This is a genomic window from Oscillatoria sp. HE19RPO (assembly GCF_024220515.1).
In the GTDB taxonomy this organism is placed as follows: Bacteria; Cyanobacteriota; Cyanobacteriia; order Cyanobacteriales; family Laspinemataceae; genus Laspinema.
Genome location: NZ_JAMXOT010000083.1, coordinates 1 through 21,953 on the forward strand (window position 1 = coordinate 1; position 21,953 = coordinate 21,953).

The window sequence follows — 21,953 nt, forward strand, 5'->3', positions numbered from 1 at the left end:
GCAATGCTTGCGCCCTCCGGAGGGCGCAAGCATTGCGCCCCTACAAGAAATAACGATTTTTTGTCATTAAATTTACCACCTTGACAGGGCTACCCCTTCAGGGGTTACTACAAACTTTAGATCACCTCTTCATCCTTGTGACGTGGCTTAAGCGCGTCACGAGGATATTTATAGGAGTGCGAGCATCTTGCTCGCTATCCTATAAAGCTAATCACTCAAATTCAAGTGTTTTTGATAGGCTTGAACCTTGAGGTCAATGCCGGTAATGTCGGTACCAACAACGACGGCATTCGCGCCTAAATTGAGGGCGCGTTTTGCCATTTCTGGGGAACTGATGCCGCCTTCACAAATTAGGAATCCGGGGAAGGTTTTGCGGATTTCGGCGAGGAGATCAAAGCCGGGAGGAGTGGAGTGTTGGGTGGCGCGGGTGTAGCCATAGAGGGTGGTGCCAATGATATCCGCTCCAAAATTGGCGGCAGCGATCGCCGCTTCGAGGGTATCCACATCTGCCATGACGGGTTTTCCGAGGCGGTTGTGAATGGCGGCAATCAGATTGGAGAGGGTTTCATCATGGGGACGGGTGCGACTGGTGGCATCGATGGCGATGATATCGGCACCACTGGCGGCGATCGCCTCGGCATGATGAAATTGCGGGGTAATGTAAACTTCGGATCCGGGGATGGATTGTTTCCAGAGGCCGATAATGGGAAGGGTGGGACTGAGGCGATCGCGCACTGCTTTGATATGAGCGGGGGTATCGATGCGGACCCCCACGGCTCCATTGCGAACTGATGCCAAGGCGACTGCGGCAATGATCGAGGGTTCGGCCAAGGGAGAATCTGGGGGAGCCTGACAGGAAACAATTAATCCGCCCTCCAAAGGGGCGATCGCATCGGTCAAATTCACTGATTTTTCAGAGAGTTGTTCGTTCATTAACCCGTTAAATACTCTGGATTTTGATAAAATTTCAAGGGATGAAATCAACCCGGGCTTATTCAAGCAACAAGCAATAAAATTCTACCGTATTTATCCCAAAATCCGTTTCTCAAAAGTAGTTTGTATCTCTGACTCCGCGCAGGCGGGCTTCCTCCTGTGAGCCTCCACCCTCAAGGGTGCGGTTTGTTATAAACTCAACTTTATTTACTCGCCCCAATTTCCCCTCTTTCGGGTTGATTCACCGCTCGGCAAGAGTGAAATAAAGCATTGACTTGATTAATGAGCCGTTCTGGAGCAATGGGTTTCGGGGACCAATCATCCGCCCCAGCTTCAAAAGCCCGGTCTTTATCTTCCCCGGTTTCTAGACCAATTAACGCTAAAATTTTCAGAGGTTCCTGCGCCGGGGACTGACGCAACGACTGGAGCAGTTCAGCTCCATTCATGCTAAGTAAGTCATAATTTAGAATCACTACAGTGGGTTGCAGGAGTTCAAATTGTTCGAGTGCCGTCGCCCCATCAATCATCCATACCACCTGATAACCAGCGGTGGTTAAAATGTCACAAATTAGGATAGCACTCTCCTCACAATCCTCAATCAAAATGATTCGACCTTGCAGGGGTTCTGAACTAAAGCTATCACCCAGACGATTCTGAGAATTGGAGTTCGATAATAAGCGCGCCGCAGGCAGATGGACGGTAAAAATAGAGCCTTCGCCTACGGTGGATTGTACTTCAATCCATCCTCCGTGGAGTTCGACGAGTTGTTTTGTTAAAGCGAGTCCGAGTCCCGTCCCGCCATATTGACGACGGTAAGAAGTGTCCAATTGTTGAAAGTTCTTGAAGAGTAGGGATTGTTGGTCTTCGGGAATTCCTACGCCGGTATCTTCCACTTGGAATACCACATTTTTACTTTCACTCCAAACCCGCAGGGTAACCGTTCCTCCGTTGGGTGTAAATTTAATAGCATTGTTCAAAAGGTTTAAGATAATTTGCTGCACGCGGCGGCGATCGGCGGTCCAAAGGTCGTTTCTTTGACCGTCTAAGGCGAGAATCATTTCTAGTTCTAATCCGGCTTCTACTGCTTTGGGGGCGACACTTTGCAAGCACTGGTGGGCGAGTTTAGTCAAGGAAAATTCGGTGATTTTTAAAATGGCTTTGCCAGCTTCTAATTGAGACAAGTCGAGGATGTCGTTAATCAGTTCAAGGAGGTGTTCGCCACTATCATGAATGGTTTTAAGATATTCTTGTTGTTTGGCACTCATTTGTCCAAAGGACCAGCGCAAGAGGGTAGAAGACATCCCAATGACACAGGTTAAAGGCGTTCGCAATTCGTGGCTCATGGTGGCCAAAAATTCGCTTTTGGCCCGATTCGCAGATTCGGCAGCGACTAGGGCATCATGGAGGTCATGAGTGCGTTCGATGACTCGTTCTTCTAATGTTTTTTTTTGGCGATTGACTTGAGCGTACAGTTCGGCTTGGTGAATGGCTAAGGCTAAATGTTCGGCAATATGTTTAAGAAAGTCTTGTTCGCTGGTGAGCCAAAATCGGGTTTCAAAACATTGATGGGCAATTAAGAGTCCCCAGAGGTTATCCTGGACAATAATCGGGACAATTAATTGGGCCTGGATTTGATTGTCCCGGAGCATTTGTAAACAGCTTGGGGATAAATTGCAGGCGGTTGTCACATCGGCGATCGCCTGAATAAACCCTTGACGATAATTTTCTATAAATTCGGGTCTAGGCAGAAAAGAATTCCCTTCTTCTTGAACTCTGAGGAGGGAGAAAATTTCATCAGAAACTCTGGATTCGTAGGTAATAGCTCCGATTTGTGGTGGTTTTTTCAGGGATAATTTTGAAGGGTAAAATTTAGAATCTTCTCCCTCTAAGTTGTCTGATGTGGTCTCGATTTCGTCCCAAAGGTGGAAGGGTTCACAAGGGGGTTCAGGGGAGGGTTTGCCATTGCCGGAGTCTACGGTTTTGGATTGATTTTGAGGGTTAAATTGGAAAATAGCTAATCGGTCTACGAGGAGGAACCGACGCACCTGTTCCACGGCAGTAGACAAGATAGTAGGCAATTCCAGACTCTGACGAATCTGGGTGGTGACTTGATTTAAGAGTCGCTCTTGTTCGATTTGGTGGTGTAGGGCATTTTCGACAGGTTGACAGATGGAGACGCAGCTATCGGAGGCATAACTGGCAGTGGGGTGGAAATCTTCAGCAGCGAGCAAGGCGATCGCCGAGAGGGTAAATTCGCTTTGCAGGTGGGGATTATTCGGTTGTAGTCTGTTGCGGGTGCGTTCGAGTTCGTCATGCTCCAGATTGATGAGGGACGACTCCTCCAACCCGGTTAAAAATTCGGCCACCTGTGAGGGTTCAAAGGTTAAACCGACTTCCACCTGGGGCGATCGCCCTTCGATGGGTGGCGGGAGAGTCCCGATGAGCTCCGGGCGATCGCCATTCGTTCCCTCGGCAGGGCCCCCCAACAGCAAAACTCTAAAGTCCTCCGACAGGACTAGAGTAAACCATTGCCAAGGGTGATCCGAAGGAATTTCTTCGCTACCCAGGACCGATTCAGTCAGCACCACTGACCCTGGGCGTTTCCCCTGCTGCTGTAACAACTGGCGCAACTGCTCAAAGGTGTTATGGGATAAAGTTCTTCGTGAGACTTCTAAGGTCGGCATATTTTAAGCGCCTATTGGCAAAAGCTGAGTGCGATGGGGGAATTTTTGGGGGGAAATGCTCGTCCTTGACCATGCCCTCACACCATCCCCGATTTCTATTGTTTTAGAATCAGCCGGTGGAGCTTGCTCTAAAGCTGCTGCACTTCGGATTTCTAGAAAAATTTTGGGATAAATCTCTACTCAAGGGCTTATTAGCTATAGTAGGGTGATTTTTCAAGTTTTGAGTCAGAAATTCTGGGGTTTTTGTAGTCTTCACCTTTTCTTAAGAAGATCAACCTAGAATAGAGGACCGTTTGACTTTTAATCCATATCAGTATTTTTTCGGAATAATAAACATAGAGTCATCTCTATCTTAAGAAAAATTGCCAGGGACTCGCTCCTTTGATTGATCCCATACCGAGGGATGAATCCCTCTAGGACATCGGGATGGGGATGAGATAGACCGGACAAAACCCCAGGATTTTGACAGGGATTCGCTATAACCTCAGCAGAGATTTTATCAAGAAATCCGCTAGTCTTCCCCCTGCGGTACTAACCCCCAAAAAGTTCTGGGGTCAGGTCTGCCCTGGGTTTTGGTACGATGGACTGTGCCATTGTACTTGGATCGCTTCAGGAGACTCTCATGCATCGTCTAGCTGCTACCCCAGGAGGTTGGAATCCACAGGAAGAGGGAGTGATTTTGGTCTCCCAAACTCCGGCACCCGTCGCGATCGTGACGGCGGCGGATACGGATATTCAGGCGATCGCCCAGGCCCTCCCCCACCTCCCCCCTGACTTTCCCGATTTGCGGGTGGTCAATCTGCTGCAACTGCAACAGCAACTCAGTATCGATACTTATGCACTGGAGGTCCTCTCCGAGGCACAGGTGATTGTCTTGAGATTGCTGGGAGGACGCGCTTATTGGTCCTACGGGTTGGAAGTCGTTCGCGAAACGGTCCAAACTACAGGGGCTCACCTGATTGTGATTCCCGGCGATGATGCCGGGGACCCCGATTTAATCGGTCATTCCTCGCTTCCCCTGGTTGTGGTTAACCAAGTCTGGCAATATTTTACCGAAGGCGGTGTCGATAATCTAGTTAATGCGCTCCAATTTATCGCCCAGGTTTGTTTAAAAAGAGACTACAATCCTGCCCCGCCCAGGCCAATCCCTCGGGTGGGACTTTATCCTGGAAAATCTGCTAGATTTGGAATTCCAAATGAACGGTTTACCCGAGAAGAATCACCTCTCAATCCCACGCGATCGGTTAATTCTAAATCGGGCCTCAATTCGGCTGAATTATCCCCCTCATTTCCCAAGGTGGGGATTCTATTTTATCGGGCTCATTACCTGGCTGGAAATACTGCCCCGATTGATGCACTTTGTCAAGGGTTGCGCGATCGCCACTTAGACCCGGTGCCGGTATTTGTCTCTTCTTTACGCGATCGAGATGTCCAAAATGAACTGTTAACCTATCTGCAACCCCCTCAGTCTGAAACCGTGCAGATAATATTAAATACCACAGGGTTCGCAGTCGGTCAAGCGGTCCAGAGTTTACCCTCTACCCAAGACTCTGCTAACCCAGACCTAAGATTCTGGGAAACCCTGGATGTCCCCGTCTTGCAAGTAATTTTCAGTGGAGGCACTCAGGAACAGTGGGAATCGGGTTTTCAGGGACTCTCCCCCCGGGATATGGCAATGAATGTTGCCCTCCCCGAAGTGGATGGACGGATTATTACTCGGGTGGTGTCGTTTAAGACGGTACTTGAAAATCATGTAAAACTGGAGACCCCGGTGGTGATGTACGAACCCCTGGGCGATCGCATTAATTTCGTCACCGATCTCGCTGCCAACTGGATCAAACTCCGCCAAAGTCCCCCCAGTCAGCGCAAAATTGCCTTAATTTTAGCCAATTATCCCAACCGAGACGGACGCCTCGCCAATGGTGTCGGTTTGGATACTCCGGCAAGTTGTATCGAAATCCTCAACGCCCTCCAAACTGCCGGGTATTGGATCGAAAATATCCCCACTACAGGGGACGAATTGATTCGCCTCCTCACTGCCGGAGTCACCAACGACCCGGAAGGAGAAGGATTGAGAAAAATTCGCCAAGTCTTGCCAGGGAAAGACTATCAATCCTATTATGAAACCTTGCCGGAACCTGTTCGCCAAGGAATTGAGAATCGCTGGGGACAAAAGCAAGGCGATCGCCTGACTTTGGAAACCCAAAATTTCCCCATTCCTGGGATTCAATTGGGCAATATCTTTATCGGAATTCAACCCTCCCGAGGGTACGACATCGACCCCAGTTTGAACTATCACGCCCCGGATTTAGAACCGACCCATGAATATCTCGCCTATTATTATTGGATTCGAGAATGCTTTGGTGCACAGGCAATTACTCATGTGGGCAAACATGGCAATTTAGAATGGTTACCGGGAAAAAGTATTGCCCTATCGGAAAATTGTTACCCAGAAGTTGCCCTGGGACCGATGCCGCATTTTTATCCTTTTATTGTGAATGACCCCGGAGAAGGGTCCCAAGCAAAGCGGCGATCGCAAGCGGTGATTATCGACCATTTAACCCCGCCCATGACCCGGGCGGAATTATACGGTCCCCTGCAACAACTCGAAGGGTTAATTGATGAATATTATGAAGCCCAAAGTTTGGATCCGGTTCGTTTAAAACCGATTCGCAATCGCCTGATTCAACTGGTAAAAGACCAACATCTGGATAAAAACTCATCTTGGACTAATTCATCTTCTCCGGAGTCCGATCCAGAATTTACCGCGTTAATCGCCAATTTAGATGGATATTTGTGTGAATTAAAAGAAGCGCAAATCCGAGATGGACTGCATATTTTTGGGAAATGTCCCGAAGGGCGGCAACTGGTGGATTTAATTGTGGCGATCGCCAGACATCCCGGAGGCAATCGCCTTGGACTGACCCGCGCTTTAGCAGAGGATCAAGGACTTTCCTTTGACCCTCTCACCAGCAATCCGGCGGAATTTTTGCCGGAATTGGCGGGTAATTATCTCAATTTTGAAAAGAGACCTAACCCCCCAACCCCCTTCCCTACAAGGGAAGGGGGAGAAAGAGGTCAATTCCCCCCTCCCCTTGTAGGGGAGGGGGGCAGGGGGGAGAGGTCCGATCTGTTTTTAGGGAAATGGGAAGAACTCCCCAATTCTTCTCGTCGGACCATTGGAGATGCGATCGCCTTTTTAGAAGCAGAAGCAGCAGCATTAGTTACCCAAATTATCGACCCGACGGGAGAAACAATTCTCCCCAAACCTGACACTGCCACGGCAAAAGAATTAGATTGGATTCGGAATTGTTTACTTCCGGCATTGCGACGAACTTCCGAAGAAATCACTCAATTGTTGCGCGGATTTGAAGGACGATATATCCCCAGTGGCGCATCCGGTGCACCCACGCGAGGACGTCCCGAAGTGTTGCCAACGGGACGCAATTTTTACTCCGTAGATATTCGGGCAATTCCCACAGAAACTGCTTGGGATATTGGACGGAGGGCCGCAGAAGAGGCGATCGAGCGCTACACTCAGGAAAATGGGGAATATCCACAAACCCTGGGATTATCCGTCTGGGGGACCTCGACTATGCGAACGGGGGGCGATGACATTGCCGAGGCCCTCGCATTGCTCGGGGTGCGCCCAGTCTGGGATGGACCCTCTCGGCGGGTGGTGGATTTTGAAATTTTGCCGGTCCGGGTTTTGGGGCGTCCCCGGGTGGATGTCACGTTGAGAGTGTCAGGATTTTTCCGGGATGCCTTTCCCAACTTAATTGATTTGTTCGATCGCGCGGTGGAAGCAGTGGCGAGTATGGAGGAAGTATCAACAGATAATCCCTTGGCGGCGCAAGTGCAGGTAGAAAGTGAGAAATGGCAAGGGTTGGGGTTGACTCCGGAACAGGCAAACCGGCGATCGCGTTATCGCGTCTTCGGGTCAAAACCGGGCGCTTATGGTGCAGGATTACAAGGATTAATCGAAGGGCAAAACTGGACTACTGACGCAGATTTGGCCCGGGCGTACATCAACTGGAGTAGTTACGCTTATACAGGCATGGGCAATGGACATTCCGCCCCAGAAGCGTTTGAGCAAAGGTTAGGGCAGATGCAGATTGTCTTACATAATCAAGATAATCGGGAACATGATTTACTCGATTCTGATGATTATTATCAGTTTCAAGGGGGGTTATTAGCGGCAGTGCGATCGGTGCGAGGCACGGATGCGGTGGCATATTTTGGTGACCATTCTCTGCCCGAAAAGCCCAAAATTCGCCGGTTACAGGAGGAAATTGACCGAGTATATCGATCGCGAGTGGTGAATCCGAAATGGATTGAGGGAGTGATGCGCCACGGGTATAAAGGTGCGTTTGAAATGGCCGCGACGGTGGATTATTTGTTTGCCTACGATGCTACAGCACATTGTGTAGAGGATTTTATGTATGAGGGGGTGGCAAAGGCATATTTGTTAGATGACAAAGTGCAAGAGTTTATCCATCAGAAGAATCCTTGGGCGTTGCGGGATATGGCGGAACGGTTGTTAGAGGCAAATCAGCGCGGTTTGTGGGAAGGGGTGGAACAGCCGATGTTGGAGGAGTTACGGGCGATCGTGCATGATGCAGAAGGGGCGATCGAATCAGCGATCGGTTCCTAAACTAGAATAGAAGAACATCAACAATTCAGAGGTCCTTATGTTACGCGATATCAGCCTAAAAAATTATCGAATGTTCAAAGACTTTCAGATAGACGGACTAGCACGAGTCAACCTGCTAGTGGGTCCAAACAATAGTGGCAAAACCAGCTTGTTAGAAGCGATTCATTTGTTAATGAGTCCTGACGACCTTGTTGATACGTTGGATGAAATACTGGGTTATCGAGGCCAAATTATTTTAGCTGATAGCCGGATTACTAATCAGCCTAAAGAACTTTTCTATCAAATCCAACCTTTATTCTATAACCACATATTGGAGTCGGAATCTACCCTTTCTATTGTATCAAAAAAAGATTACTGGCTTACTCTAATGATTTTATACAATCCTAGCCTTGATGAATATGAACAATTTAAAAATGCAAATTTTGGAATAAATGAGATTACAGGTTCTTCCAATTTAGTTTGGTTAAGAGACAAAGAAGATTTAAGAACGATTTATCTGGCTAAAGTTAATAAAAAAGGAGCCGCATCAACATCTTTCACCAAGCATTCTACAGAATCAGAAAATTATGAACAAAATCATTATTTAGTCAAAAATAAACCCAGTATTTTAATGACATCGCAACGCCTCCGGTTTGACAATATAGCGGAAATGTGGGATGAAATTGCCCTAACTCCAAAAGAAGATAAAGTTGTCAAAGCATTGCAAATTTTAGAACCGGATGTTGAACGATTTACTTTGACTCGGGGTCAAACTGCTGCCAGTAGCATTTTAGTCAAACTTCGAGGACGAGATAACCCTATTTCTCTGGGAAGTATGGGAGAAGGAATGACACAAATTTTAAATCTCATCATGGCTGCGGTAATGGCTGAAAATGGGGTATTGCTAGTAGATGAAATTGAAACTGGATTGTATTATGATGTTCAGGCAGATATGTGGAGGTTACTGATAGAAATTGCCCAAGAATTGAATATCCAGATTTTTGCCACTACTCACAGTTGGGATTGTGTGAGGGGTTTTGCACAAGCGTTAAGTGAAGCCCCAGAAAGTGATGTAGGAAAATTATTTCGGTTAAGCTGGCGGGGTGAATTGATTCGCGCTATTGATTATCCAGCCGAGCAATTAGAAAAAGCAGTGGAATACGGAATTGAGGTGCGGTGATGGTGAAACAATCGAAAAACTTAACGCCTCCCAATCAGCTATTGGTTGAAGGCAAAAACGACCAGCACGTTATTTGGGCCTTATGCGAACAATATAATATCCCAGAAACGTTTAAAGTGCAATTACCTGAAAACGGGGCAGAAGGAGTCAAGAACCTATTAGATGGTTTGCCCTTAAAATTGAAGGAAGAGAATTTAAGAATCTTGGGAATCGTAGTGGATGCGGACCAAAACTTAGCAGCGCGATGGCAATCGATTAGAGATAGGTTGATTGCCAGCGATTATCCCAAGGCAGATATCCCCGATTCGCCTCCGGTAGAAGGATGGATTTATCAACCGGAAGATATTTATTTAAAGCGGGTGGGAGTTTGGGTGATGCCGGATAATCAACTGCCGGGAATGTTAGAGGATTTTGTAGCGTTGTTGATGCCAGAAGATGATAATTTGCGTCCGAAAGCGGAAGAGATTTTAAGGGAAATTGAAGAAGAGGGACTGAACCGATATGGAGAAATTCATCATGCAAAGGCGCTGATTCATACCTGGTTGGCATGGCAGGAGACTCCAGGAATGCCGATGGGACAGGCAATTACGGCGCGGGTTTTGCAGAGGGAGTCACCGATCGCCCAAGTTTTTGCGGACTGGTTACAACGGCTATTTGAGGCTGAAATCCCTGAAGTAAACGGCTAAATTTAGATTATCCTATAAAAATTGCGTTCTCTACAAGCGTCTAAAGATAAGTTGATATAAAAATTTTCCTCTCAAGTCTTCCCCGAAAAATAACTGCTTTTTGAGAGACAAGTCAGCAGTCAAAACAAAACCGGAGATAACTCCAACAGCATTAATAGTATGAAGTATTGATATCCAGGCGATCGCCTCATTAGAAATTGGGAAAGAAACCCAGCTTTTAATCGCTACTCAACCGCCCTTTTTGGCCCGCCACAGCTACTTAACTGAGCCAACTTAAATCACTATAACCTCCATATTTCTCACTTATAAGAGATGGTATTAGGGGCAATGGGTCAGCGATCGTGTTAAATTTGGAACCTGAGCCCTTGCACTGAAAAACAGTGTCTCCGTTGAGCAGGATCATGAACTTGATGCCCTAAAATACCTAAGAAAGGACGCAAACACCTCATTCTCTCAGGACTTCGTGGGTGTAAATTGCCGGTTGTCAGGATTCTCGGTTTACAGTCTCCAGAAGCCCTAAAATGGGTAATTTCCCGTCAGATACTGACAAAAGATTGTGGGATAAAACCTGATGATTGGACGGATTATTACTCTGATTTCACTCACGCTTCATTGGGAGAGTGCTAAAATTTAGATGAGTCTTCTCCCTTGGCGGTTAATTTACTGAAGTTCACTCAAATGAGCTGATTTGATTCAGTTCAGGAAGTAACTTAAATAACCTGAACATAAATGATTCACTTTTTAACCGCTCCTGACAAAAGAGACCCTCTTAGCTAGATTAACCCTAGATTGAAGGAGACAAACCTCAAGGCAGGATTGAACAGGGAAAGATTTGAAACAGCATTAAACCCAATCTGAACGGGGTAAAAATCAACTTTTAACACATCTATCGGGTTTCCCGGAAAACATAGAAATGTGTAATTACGATGTCATAATCCGCTATTTTATGCGGGCCTTTCAGGGGATAAAACCAAATTCCGACCATTAAACAGCAGAACCAGGAAGAATCATGACCGTTTTTATTGCTTTAAATGACAACAATACCCTAGTCGCTTTTGACTCTAACAATCCCGCACAGATTTCCTCCGTGGGGGTAACCGGAATCGAGGGAACTTTACTAGGAATTGATACCCGACCAGCCAACGGTTTGATTTATGGCATCACAACCACCAATAATATTTACGCCATTGACCCCCAGAGTCTGGGATTCACCATTGATGCCAATGGAGCATTGAATAATACCATGACTCCGGCCACCGTATCGGCCACATTAGTCAGTACCCTATCCCAACCCTTTGAAGGGGGAACTGTTTCGGGATTTGACTTTAATCCCGTTCCCGATCGCCTGCGATTAGTGGGGGAGAATAACCAAAATTTCCGCATCAATGTTGATACTGGAGCCGTGATTGTTGATGGCACCCTAGCATTTGCAGCAGGCGACCCCAATGCAGCCGTTGATCCGACCATTAGTGCCTCGGGTTATACCAATTCCTTTGCCGGAACAACTTCAACCCAACTCTACAATATCGATCCTCAACTGAATACCCTGTTACTGCAAAATCCCCCTAATGATGGAACTCTGGTTACCATTGGGAATTTAGGGGTTGATTTTGGTAATTTGGCAGGGTTTGATATTGTTTCAGGGATGGCCGGGGAGAATGCGGCCTTTGCCGTTGCCAACTCGATGCTTTATTCCATTGACTTAACAAATGGTCAAGCGACTAGCTTAGGGATGATTGGAGGCAATCCAGGGTTAAATTTACAAGGGTTGGCAACCGTACCCAATTCTACTTTCCGAGACACGATTACTGGAGAAACTGAATTTAACCCGGCTCAATATTTGGCGTCTCATCCCGATTTAATTGCTGCGTTTGGCTATAATTTGGCCGCTGCTACTCAACATTATGAGGCATTTGGGATAGCAGAAAATCGAGCGTTGGATACGTTTGATGAACTGCGATATCTGGCTTCTTATGGGGATTTAATTCAGGTGATTGGGTTTAATCCGGAGTTGGCCACGGAGCATTATGTTGTTTTTGGGGCTTCGGAAGGGCGAGTTCCCAATGTGTTTAATCCAGTTAATTATCTGAATATTTATGAGGATTTAAGGTCGGCTTTTGGTACTGATTTAGTGGCTGCAACTCAACACTATATCCAAAATGGATTTGATGAGGGTCGCGTTTTTTAGACTCAATTCGAGATACAGAATCTAAAGAAACGACTGAAGTCGTTACTACAAACATTGGAGTATTCCCTGAATTAATTTATGTTCGTAGTAACGACTTCAGTCGTTATCCGGTGTTTGGAGTAACCATTAATTGCTGCCAGAAAGCATGGCCTGCTGTCCTTGGGGGGAAATCGCATAGCCTAAAAAGGCTTGGACTGCGGGGTTGGGAGGCTGCTGATAGGCGTAGGATAAGACGCGCTGCAAGGGATAATTGGGATGATCGGGCATCATGCCATTGATGGGGAGAGTTTTGACGGTTTGCTGATTGGCCACTTGAGTGAAGGTGGCATACCCGATGCCATTGCGTCCGAGTTGTCGTAGCATTCCGGTGGTTTCATCTCGGGGAAGGGTGGTGATGTTGGGACTGTTCCCGAAATTGCCCCCATTGAGTACAATCTCCTGAAAGGCTTGATGAGTGCCACTGATACTCGGGCGATTCAGGACTTGAATGGGTCCGTCCGGTCCGCCAATCTCCTGCCAATTGGTGATTTGTCCTTGGAAGATTTGCCGGACTTGCTCCTGAGTCATTCCGCCGTTATAGGGATTTTCCATGCCGACGACTAGGGCGATGCGATCGCTGGCGATCGCCACGACTGCTAATCCCTGGGCTTTTTCTTCGGGGGTCAGCGATCGCGAAATTGCCGCTAAGTCCGCATTTCCCTCCTGAACTGCCTGGATTCCCCGTTCAGTTCCATTGGCAACGGGGAGGATGTTGGTCCCGGCATATTGTCTCTCAAACCCCTGTTTCAGGTTCTGATTAATGGTCACCATGCTGGTAGAACCGTCAATTCTGACGGAGGTATTCGCGGGGACTGATGCTGGCAGGGAAAAGGTATAACTTCTCTGCGGGGTCGATGCAAGGGGGGCCGATGGAAGTGCTGGAGTCGAAGGGGCCGCCGTTTGAGGGGCGATCGCAGCATCGGGCGTGATTTGCGCGGTTTGTTCTTCCGAACTTAACTAGCGGGGAGTTTGAGGGGCGATAAGTCCCGCGCTCTAATCTTCGATTGAGCGTCGGGATACATGGACCCCTCAAGTCAATTGAAGGGTTCGATGCCCTGAAAATTGACAACCAGTGGAACTCTCATGCTATAATATTATCGCCAATTATTTTTACGGTAATGCTGAGAGCAACGAAGTACAGAATCTATCCAACCTCCGAGCAAAGACAACACCTTGCTCAGAGTTTTGGTTGCTGTAGATTCGCATGGAACTACTCTCTCAACCTTACCAACGAAACCTACAAAGCTACAGGGAAGGGTCTGGGGCGCTTTGCCATTCAGCAAGAGATAACTAATCTCAAGAAAGAGCATGAATGGATGAAAGAACCCTATTCCCAATGCTTACAGGTTGTTGCCCTAAATTTGTCCAGGGCTTTTATCAACTTTTTTGAAGGGAGGGCTTCTTATCCTCGCTTCAAATCAAAGCACCGAGACCAATCTATTAGTTATCCCCAAAACGTCTCTATTGTAGAAGATGGCATTAAATTCCCTAAAATGGGGATTATTCATGCTGTTCTACATAGACCTATTGATGGGGCAATCAGAACAGTCACGGTCTCGATGAACGCCTCATGTCAATACTTTGCCTCTGTCCTAGTTGATGATGGGAGAGATATCCCAGAAAAAACGACTGAAGGTAAAGCAGTAGGTATTGATTTAGGATTGACTCATTTTGCTATCACCTCCGATGGGTCTAAGTTTGATAACCCCCGTTGGTTAGCTAAACATGAGAAAAATCTAAGAGCCAAACAGAAACGGTTGTCCAGAAGACAAAAGGGCTCTAACAATCGTAATAAAACCCGCAAACAGGTAGCCGGGGTACATAACAAAATATCTCGAAGCAGGTCAGATTTTCACCACAAACTGTCGCGCAGGATGGTAGACGAAAACCAAGTTATAGTGGTAGAAAATCTAGTAGTTAGGAACCTGGTCAAAAATCACTGTCTCGCTAAAGCAATCAGCCAAGTGGGATGGGGTCAGTTCTGTACTATGTTGAAATATAAAGCAGAGCAAGAAGGGAAAGTCTACCTTGAAGTAGACCGATTCTTCCCTAGCTCCAAAACCTGCAATGTTTGCCTCAATCAAGTAAGAAGCCTTACCCTTGATGTTAGGTTCTGGCAGTGTGAAAAATGTCAAACGAAGCACGATCGTGACATCAACGCCGCCAAAAATATAAGAGATGAAGGACTGCGGATTTTATCCTCGGGGACCGGGGAAGTCGCCTATCGCCCAGGTGTAAGACGAGATAGTAGAGGACGCAAGAAATCTACTGTCTCGCAATCTGCTGGGTAGGAAGCCGACGGTGTAATCTCTGATTCACCGTTCGGTAGTTCACGAACCAGTAACCGACTGCGGCTAGAATCAGAAAGGTGACAAAATAAAGAACGGGCGAAGGTCCAGTTTTGTTAGCCACGGTTTTGAGGTTTTGAGGATTAAGGGCAAGGATGGACTGTAATCTAAGATCTATGGAGAAAGTTAGTTAAATTCTATCTTTTGCTGATTTTTTTATTGAGTGTAAAGGGTTCGGTTGAGTTTTTCAAGTGTCATAAATCACAATGGATAGTAATACTATATTTATCATCAAGGTGATGGTGGCCTCAGCCATCGTTTCTGCTGCTATCAAATATGGAGGTCCTCTGCTGGCGATTCCAGAGACTTCGCCGATCGCCTTACTCCTGGTTTGTACACCGACAGCGATCGTCTTGGGGGTCCTGAGTTGGCGACTGTATTTCCAGGATCCACAGAATTAAGGGGACTGGGGACAGATTGGCCCTTTTGAGTTAAAAGAGGGGAGGCTGTGGTGCGATCGCCTTTGAACTCAGGCAGTTGAGTGCGGGTAAGACAAAAAGACCCAGTTGAGGCTATATATTGAGTATCGAGTACAATCCCCGGGGTCAATCTACTGAAGATGGGGAACCCCTGATTTAGGGTCGAGACAAAGCGGGGTTAGCTGAAATAGCTTTAGATGGGAGGGAGCGATCGCCGTGAATTTAGGTCAATGGATAGGCTTATTAGCCGTTTTTATTTCTTGCTATATTCTCTGGCAAATCCGAGAAATTTTATTACTGCTATTTGCGGCAGTTGTCCTAGCGACTGCCTTAAATCGACTCGCTCGCCGGTTGCAATGGTTTGGCATCAAACGCGGTTGGGCCGTCATGATTTCCATCCTCCTGTTACTCCTGGTTTTGGTGAGCTTTTTCTGGCTGATTGTGCCTCCATTTGTCACTCAGTTGCAACAACTCATTCAACTCCTGACTTTGGGATTTGCAGAAATTAATGATTTAATTTATCAATTTAGAACCCAAGTCCCGCCGCAGTTAAATCAATATTTACCCGATGTTAATAGTATCGTTCAACAACTTCAACCCCTGGCCAATCAATTAGTCGGAGGCGCTGGGGCAGTTGTGGGCGGGACTTTTGGGGGATTGTTAAGCTCTTTATTAGTCTTAGTTCTAGCCTTAATGATGGTGAGCAGTCCTCAAGCTTACCGGAGTGCTTTTGTTCGCATCTTCCCTTCGTTTTACCGATGGCGGGTTGATGGAATTCTCGATCGCTGCGATGTGGCATTAGGCGGATGGCTGATTGGCATTCTGTTTAACATGATGGTGATTGGGGTATTAAGCTGGCTGGGCCTCTTAATTTTGGGCGTTCCTCTAGCTTTAGCGAATGGGGTATTAGCGGGTTTGTTAACCTTTATCCCCAATATTGGACCGGCCTTAAGTGCCATTCCACCAATGGCGATCGCCCTGCTGGATGCACCCTGGAAATCCCTAGCCGTGCTGGGATTATATATTTTCATTCAGCAGTTAGAAAGTAATGTCCTGACTCCTTATGTAATGGCCCAGCAGATTTTTTTACTGCCAGCGGTCACTTTAATCGCCCAAGTCTTTTTTGCCTCTATTTTTGGCTTTTTAGGGTTATTTCTAGCCCTGCCTTTAACCTTAGTGCTTCAGGTTTGGCTTCAAGAAACGTTGGTGAAAGATATATTAGACCGATGGCGTAAACCCTTTGCAACGAGACGCTCAAGACGCTTGGAGGCGATCGCCCCGGTTGACCCCCCAATCAAGCCCGAATCAGTGCCGTTGTTGCCATTGAGTCAGGACCTATCCGCCCTAGACTATGACCCTTGGGACGATCGCCCCAAGGACAGCGATCGCCCACTGATTTCCCCCGAGGTCAAATCGGGCCCTGAGTTTCAGGAACAAACTCAACCGGAATAAGGGTTAAACTCCTGTAAACAGTTCCGGTTGTTTTTTAACCGGATTCTTGGCTTAAAATTCGCCCCAATCATCCTCAAAACCTAACCGTAATCAGAGAGGAATTCGTTAACAATCGTCAAAAAAATCCCCGAATCAATACCGATATTAGAGAACCCAAGCTATGCGAACGATTGCCGAAATTAATGACAAAATTAGCAAAAAAAAAGCAGTCGTCTGGACTGTAGAAGAACTAAAAGCGCGGGTTCTGGAAAAGGGCATCCCGGCGGTGACCAAGGAAGTAGATGTGGTGACAACCGGGACCTTTGAACCGATGGAGTCATCGGGGGCAATTCTGAACCTGGGACATACGGACCCCCCGATTAAAATTCGGCGCTGTTGGTTAGATGGAGTTCCTGCCTATTCGGGGTTTGGGGCGGTGGATTTGTATTTAGGGGCGACTGAAGTGGCGGAAGCTCAAGATGGAGAGGAAATCCGAGAACGGGGTGGGGGTCATGCGATCGCCGATTTAATTGCCGGGAAACCGATTCATCTGCGGGCGATCGGGCAAGTCACGGATTGCTATCCCCGGGCCTCTTTTGAAACCACTCTGACCAAGGACACCATTAACCAGTTTTATTTATATAACCCGCGAAACTTATATCAAAATTTTATTGTAGGGGTGAATGGGGGCGATCGGCCCTTGTTTACCTACCTCGGTCCCTTACAACCCCATCTCGGGAATGCCGTCTATTCCAACCCGGGCGCGATTTCGCCCCTGCTCAACGACCCAGAACTCAACCTGATTGGTCCGGGAACCCGGGTTTTTTTAGGAGGCGGAATTGGCTATGTTGCTTGGGAAGGGACTCAGCACTTTCCCAAGCAAAAACGCCTACCGAATAAGACGCCCATTGGCCCTGCGGCCACCTTAGCCTTAATTGGAGATGCCAAACAGATGAATCCAAAATGGGTGCGGGGGTGCTACTTCCACAACTACGGTCCCTCGTTAATGCTGGGCGTCGGAGTGCCGTTACCCATCCTCAATGAGCAAGTGGTCCTGCACTGTGCGGTGCAAGACCAAGATGTAGTGGCCCCGATTGTGGATTTCTCCATCCCCCGTCGGGTTCGTCCAACCTTTGGGTTAGTCAGCTACGCCCAGCTTAAAACGGGTCGGATTACCCTGGAAGGTAAACCCGTGCGGACGGCACCTCTAGCCAGTATCTTCTTTTCCCGTCAAGTTGCTTTGGAATTAAAGCAATGGATCGAATCCGGGGAGTTTACCCTAACCGAACCCGTCTTCCCCCTGGCGATGGACCGCTCGTTTTTACCCCAAAATTTGTGGGGGTCTCAACTCAGCTTAGAATAATCCACCCGGAGGGTCCTGGACAGCTCAGAATTCCGGTGAAGCAATTCAACCTCAACCCTGAGCAACGGTTTATTCCTGATTTTTAGGTTTATTCCGCTTGACGGGTTTGGGAAGTGGTTCGGTTCGGGGGGTAGCGGTTTGCTGAACCGTCGGGTTAGGAACTGGGCGTGCCGAACTCTTGTAGGGGCGCTTGCTGCCGCCCGGTTTCCCCCCTTTTCCTTTAAAGGGCTTTTTCTTTTTAGGAGCAATTGAGCCCATGTCGTTCCCCTGCTCAATTAGCAGGGAATTTTCCTGACGCTTCACGTGCAGGTCCCAGAAATGACCGACAGCTTTTCCCGGTAAAGTCCCCTCAAGCTGTAACTTGAAAAACTTAGGTTTGGTGTCAGAATCTTTCGGGCTTTGCTTGATTTTAACGACGATATACTGCTCGTCCTGAGATTGAAAAATCACCTCGCCACGAATGGAAAAATACCCATCTTGAATCTCGACCTCGCCCGGTTCTTCCGTCTCAGATGACTCCTCGGTGACCGTCGCTGTCGCTTCGGTCGTCGGGGTCGGGGATTCTGAGGAGGCGGGGGTCAGTTTTTCCGGTTCCCACACCCCCATAATTTGGACGTGCAAGGTCTTTTCTTTCTGTCTAGTGCGAGGATAAACCACCCAGAGGTGATTTTCTCGATCGCTGAGATGATTTTTGACCAAACTCATCACTTTACCCAGTAAAACCGCATCAATTGCGGTTCCTTCTGGGGTGATCAAATTTCCTCGGGTGAATTGTTCTTCCGAGGGTTCATAGCGACCGGCGACCAATCCGATCGCCCGATATTGCTTCGGTTCAGAAGGCAGGGGAATCGGATGAGGCCGCATCACTGTGGCGTCCGAATGATTCGGCACCGCCTCGGAGTCGGGCGGCTTCTTGGATTCGGCGACCGATTTCGGTTCCGGTGATGTTGTGGGAGGACTCGTGGAGAAGTCGGGCGGATTGGCCTGAACGCTAGGATCAGGCTGGCCTGCTTCTGGAGTATTAGCGGAGTTTGGGAGTTGATTGGGAGAGGAATTCATAAAACCTCCTGGCGGCGGAGACACATCCGGTGACAGCTAACTTGAAAAACGCTTTATGATTCTAAACCTGAATTTGACAGGTTCTATAGAATTAAGCTCGTGGCATCCTGACTTAACATAAGGGAGGAACCCACCCACTATCGAAAGATAGGGGCTTGTTTTCCATCAGGCTGCTGATTTTACCTAAAATGCAAGGATGCTAGGGCCGAATCCGCATGGTTTCTGCTTTTTACTGGCTCGCACAGCATTCATACCCGTCAAATCTAGTCGATCTGGGGTACGCTCTGTCAATGCTTGCTCGTGGCGTAATGCCGGAAACTAGGGTTGTTTAATGCAGATTGGTGTTAAAACGCACTCCTGATCAAGATAGCATTGAGTCGGCTTTTCTCGCTTGGGTTGGGTGGATCAAGGGGCGATCGCTACTCCCTCGGGTTCTGGAATAACCTGGCTCTCAATTCAGGGTGACGGACCACTGCATGACTTTTGAAAGGATTTTGGGTTGGCCGTTGTCTGTCAACTCAGCTACAATCATTACCCCGATTCCAAGGAGTTAATTCTTTTAGAAATCCCTGCGGTTACTGCCAATGTTGATTAAAATGTGGATAGCGTTAGAGGTTTTATAGTGACAGAAAAGCTGGGGCGATGGAAGTTGTACGTCTTGATACTGGGGCTCGTTGCCTTTGTGGGAATTGGTCTTGCGCCAATTATTACGCCGATTGTCAATGGTGTGATGGGAGCTGCACAAACCACTTCGTCTAATACACCAGCAACCCCAACAACGACCCCAAATTCGCAGCAGGGGGATTTGGAAGCTCAAGCTAGGGGTTATGAATTAGTGGTGCAGCGGGAACCGGATAATGAGACGGCCCTGCGCGGACTGTTGGAGACTCGACTCAAGTTACAAGATATCCCCGGGGCGATCGCTGCGTTGGAAAAATTAGTGGCCCTCAATCCGGAACGCACGGATTATGCGGTCCTGCTGGCCCAAGGTAAGCAACAAATCGGCGATCGCGATGGGGCTTCGACGGTCTATCGCTCGATTTTGGAAACCCAACCGGGTAATATTAATGCTCTCCAAGGTTATGTGAATCTTTTGCTGATGGAAAGCCGTCCCGAAGCGGCGATCGGCCTACTTGAGGATACCCTGAAAACGGCTCCCCAAGCGAATCAAATTCAGCCCGGAAGCATTGATGTGGTTTCGGTCCAGGTGATTTTGGGCCAAGTCTATGCGGACCAAGAGCGGTATGAGGAGGCGATCGCGGTTTACGATGAAGCCATGAAATCTGAACCGGAGGATTTTCGTCCGATCTATGCCAAGGCGATCGTTTGGCAAAATCAAGGAAAATTGGCTGAGGCTAAACCCCTATTTGAAACAGCGGCTCAATTAGCACCCCCGCAATACCGGGATCAAATTCAGCAACAAGCGCAACAAGTTCCCCTAGCAGTTCCGGCAACCCCGCAACCGGAAGCGGCACCGGAAGCGGCACCGGAAGCGGCACCGGAAGTTGATTCTACAGCGGAACCGGAAGCTGAGTAATACTGAAAAGGGAGAAGCAACAGCAGTCGCCTCTCCCCTTTTTTTACCCCTTTCCCAAGGGACCCATCCCGAGGTTAATCTAGTGCCTAAAATTCCCTTAACTTCATTCGGTGGATTACTGATCGTGGCGGCGTTTAAACTGGGTCAGATGAATCCGACGGTGGCGATCGCCAGTAATCCCGAACCCCCATCCCCTTCAGAACCCCCCGTTCATCATATTGTCTTAATCGAACTCCAGCCCGATGTTACCCCAGAAGAAATTGAGCAAACCATTGAAGATAACCGCAGCTTAATCAGTGCCATCCCCGGCGTTTTAGAAGTCTCATTAGGACCCAAAGCCCGAGATGACCGTGAGGTTCATCTCAAAGATTATGACCTCGGACTCTATGTGAAACTTTCTAAAAATGCCGATTTAGATATCTACGGACCCCATCCCAATCATCAAGAATTCCTGGCCCGCCACCGCTCAAAAATTGCCAACATTCGGGTGATTGATTTCTACGGAGAATGAGTCATATAAAATCAGGTTGTAACAAGTCTTTTATCTCTAATTAGCCCGCGCAGGCACCGCTTCGTTTGTAAGGAGTTCCATAGCTTTTATACGGGTCTCCCAGAAAGGGACTCTTGTTTCCAAACGCCTATCGAATGCGCTCCTTCAAGAAAAGATTTGAGTCAAGGAGCCAGTTTGTGGCCGCGTCTCCCGTTCCCCATAGTCTCGGATTTGGTCCCACTCCCAGTCCATCGCCACTGCTAGTCTTAGGGTCAGACCGTTGCGGAACAGGACATAGGAGGTGTTTTCCTCGACCACATCGGCAATCAGCCGGTTACGGGTATCGCGTCCCAGCCCGTCCTCTGCTGCCTTCCACCATTTCGTACCGGGACTCTCAAAGCGCGGGTCTGATAATATCTCGTCAGACCAAGCGTTTTTGTCGCGCAATTTCCATTCTTCTTTAATCGCTTGAATCAGTCCAGCACTCGGATATTCCAGGAGTTTACCATCCTCCTGTTCTCGATAGATTGCCCACAGAATAAATCGTTGCAGAATTGACTCAAAATCCTCGAAACATTGGTCTAGCGCTTCTACCACATCCGGGCGGCCTAGGTCTACCCGCAGTCCTTTGAGCGCGTATTTGTACTTGCGGAATATCTCTTGTTTGGCTTGTTCTTCGTCGAGGTAATCCATTTGCTATTTCTGGGAATTAGCCTGATATTTTACCGTTATTTTATAAAATTATGTATCAATTTTATTCCAGTTTTTAACGAGAATATGTAGCTGAATTTACCGTTGATTCTGATAGTTAATGATGGAGTCGTTAGGGAACTCCAAAAAATAAAACCTTCAAAAAACCCGCAGGCTCAAGCCTGGAGGCTCACAGGACAAAGCCCGCCTGCGCGGGCTAAAAGAGCCTTGTTAGGTGCGATCGCATCAAAGCAAGGATGATTTATTTGTTGG

General features: G+C 47.8%; 15 protein-coding genes. 10 read left to right on the plus strand and 5 right to left on the minus strand.

Annotation, left to right across the window (positions count from 1 at the left end):
- Positions 1-207: 207 nt before the first annotated feature.
- Both NG833_RS08480 and NG833_RS08485 read right to left on the minus strand, forming a co-directional pair.
- Positions 208-933, minus strand: coding sequence for an N-acetylmannosamine-6-phosphate 2-epimerase (locus tag NG833_RS08480; protein ID WP_254564859.1), 726 nt, complete (start codon positions 931-933; stop codon positions 208-210).
- Between the two features lie 203 nt (positions 934-1,136).
- Positions 1,137-3,617 carry a GAF domain-containing hybrid sensor histidine kinase/response regulator gene (locus NG833_RS08485; RefSeq protein WP_254564860.1) on the minus strand — a complete coding sequence of 827 codons (2,481 nt, stop codon included), beginning with the start codon at positions 3,615-3,617 and terminating at the stop codon, positions 1,137-1,139.
- 622 nt (positions 3,618-4,239) lie between these two features.
- Here NG833_RS08485 and cobN point away from each other — a divergent pair.
- The 4 genes from cobN to NG833_RS08505 all read left to right on the plus strand — a co-directional run bounded on the left by cobN (position 4,240) and on the right by NG833_RS08505 (position 12,304).
- Positions 4,240-8,271, plus strand: a complete 4,032-nt coding sequence (gene cobN, locus NG833_RS08490) for a cobaltochelatase subunit CobN (RefSeq protein WP_254564861.1) — start codon at positions 4,240-4,242, stop codon at positions 8,269-8,271.
- Between the two features lie 37 nt (positions 8,272-8,308).
- On the plus strand, positions 8,309-9,430 hold the full coding sequence (locus tag NG833_RS08495) for an ATP/GTP-binding protein (protein WP_254564862.1): 1,122 nt from the start codon (positions 8,309-8,311) through the stop codon (positions 9,428-9,430).
- A complete protein-coding gene (locus NG833_RS08500) occupies positions 9,430-10,116 on the plus strand; it encodes a DUF3226 domain-containing protein (protein WP_254564863.1) in 687 nt (228 codons plus the stop codon). Before NG833_RS08495 ends, NG833_RS08500 begins: the two co-directional genes overlap by 1 nt.
- A gap of 1,009 nt (positions 10,117-11,125) precedes the next feature.
- Positions 11,126-12,304 carry a DUF4394 domain-containing protein gene (locus NG833_RS08505; protein ID WP_254564864.1) on the plus strand — a complete coding sequence of 393 codons (1,179 nt, stop codon included), beginning with the start codon at positions 11,126-11,128 and terminating at the stop codon, positions 12,302-12,304.
- 126 nt (positions 12,305-12,430) lie between these two features.
- On the opposite strand, the gene NG833_RS08510 is transcribed toward NG833_RS08505, so the two are convergent.
- Positions 12,431-13,273 carry a phosphate ABC transporter substrate-binding protein gene (locus NG833_RS08510; RefSeq protein ID WP_309143841.1) on the minus strand — a complete coding sequence of 281 codons (843 nt, stop codon included), beginning with the start codon at positions 13,271-13,273 and terminating at the stop codon, positions 12,431-12,433.
- A 188-nt stretch (positions 13,274-13,461) separates the two neighbouring features.
- Between NG833_RS08510 and NG833_RS08515 the strand changes: the two genes are divergently transcribed.
- The 4 genes from NG833_RS08515 to NG833_RS08530 all read left to right on the plus strand — a co-directional run bounded on the left by NG833_RS08515 (position 13,462) and on the right by NG833_RS08530 (position 17,904).
- A complete protein-coding gene (locus NG833_RS08515; protein WP_254564866.1) occupies positions 13,462-14,634 on the plus strand; it encodes a transposase in 1,173 nt (390 codons plus the stop codon).
- A 263-nt stretch (positions 14,635-14,897) separates the two neighbouring features.
- The gene (locus tag NG833_RS08520; protein ID WP_254564867.1) at positions 14,898-15,092 is read left to right on the plus strand and encodes a hypothetical protein; all 195 of its coding nucleotides are present in this window, start codon (positions 14,898-14,900) and stop codon (positions 15,090-15,092) included.
- A 234-nt stretch (positions 15,093-15,326) separates the two neighbouring features.
- Positions 15,327-16,562, plus strand: a complete 1,236-nt coding sequence (locus NG833_RS08525; RefSeq protein ID WP_254564868.1) for an AI-2E family transporter — start codon at positions 15,327-15,329, stop codon at positions 16,560-16,562.
- Between the two features lie 160 nt (positions 16,563-16,722).
- Entirely contained in the window at positions 16,723-17,904 is a 1,182-nt protein-coding gene (locus NG833_RS08530) for a homocysteine biosynthesis protein (protein WP_254564869.1), read from the plus strand.
- 69 nt (positions 17,905-17,973) lie between these two features.
- Here NG833_RS08530 and NG833_RS08535 read toward each other — a convergent pair whose 3' ends face one another.
- The gene (locus tag NG833_RS08535) at positions 17,974-18,963 is read right to left on the minus strand and encodes a hypothetical protein (protein WP_254564870.1); all 990 of its coding nucleotides are present in this window, start codon (positions 18,961-18,963) and stop codon (positions 17,974-17,976) included.
- 622 nt (positions 18,964-19,585) lie between these two features.
- Between NG833_RS08535 and NG833_RS08540 the strand changes: the two genes are divergently transcribed.
- Together NG833_RS08540 and NG833_RS08545 are read left to right on the plus strand one after the other, a co-directional pair.
- A complete protein-coding gene (locus NG833_RS08540; RefSeq protein ID WP_254564871.1) occupies positions 19,586-20,500 on the plus strand; it encodes a tetratricopeptide repeat protein in 915 nt (304 codons plus the stop codon).
- 82 nt (positions 20,501-20,582) lie between these two features.
- Complete coding sequence (locus NG833_RS08545) at positions 20,583-21,011, plus strand: Dabb family protein (RefSeq protein WP_254564872.1); 429 nt, start codon at positions 20,583-20,585, stop codon at positions 21,009-21,011.
- Positions 21,012-21,155: 144 nt separating this feature from the next.
- On the opposite strand, the gene NG833_RS08550 is transcribed toward NG833_RS08545, so the two are convergent.
- Positions 21,156-21,683: a hypothetical protein gene (locus NG833_RS08550; RefSeq protein WP_254564873.1), complete on the minus strand. Its 528-nt coding sequence runs from the start codon at positions 21,681-21,683 to the stop codon at positions 21,156-21,158.
- Between the last annotated feature and the right edge of the window lie 270 nt (positions 21,684-21,953).

Coding starts and splice junctions, on each gene's coding strand:
- NG833_RS08480 (WP_254564859.1), bottom strand. CDS start 933: ATGAACGAACAACTCTCTGAAAAATCAGTGAATTTGACCGATGCGATC.
- NG833_RS08485 (WP_254564860.1), bottom strand. CDS start 3,617: ATGCCGACCTTAGAAGTCTCACGAAGAACTTTATCCCATAACACCTTT.
- cobN (WP_254564861.1), top strand. CDS start 4,240: ATGCATCGTCTAGCTGCTACCCCAGGAGGTTGGAATCCACAGGAAGAG.
- NG833_RS08495 (WP_254564862.1), top strand. CDS start 8,309: ATGTTACGCGATATCAGCCTAAAAAATTATCGAATGTTCAAAGACTTT.
- NG833_RS08500 (WP_254564863.1), top strand. CDS start 9,430: ATGGTGAAACAATCGAAAAACTTAACGCCTCCCAATCAGCTATTGGTT.
- NG833_RS08505 (WP_254564864.1), top strand. CDS start 11,126: ATGACCGTTTTTATTGCTTTAAATGACAACAATACCCTAGTCGCTTTT.
- NG833_RS08515 (WP_254564866.1), top strand. CDS start 13,462: ATGCTGAGAGCAACGAAGTACAGAATCTATCCAACCTCCGAGCAAAGA.
- NG833_RS08520 (WP_254564867.1), top strand. CDS start 14,898: ATGGATAGTAATACTATATTTATCATCAAGGTGATGGTGGCCTCAGCC.
- NG833_RS08530 (WP_254564869.1), top strand. CDS start 16,723: ATGCGAACGATTGCCGAAATTAATGACAAAATTAGCAAAAAAAAAGCA.
- NG833_RS08535 (WP_254564870.1), bottom strand. CDS start 18,963: ATGAATTCCTCTCCCAATCAACTCCCAAACTCCGCTAATACTCCAGAA.
- NG833_RS08550 (WP_254564873.1), bottom strand. CDS start 21,683: ATGGATTACCTCGACGAAGAACAAGCCAAACAAGAGATATTCCGCAAG.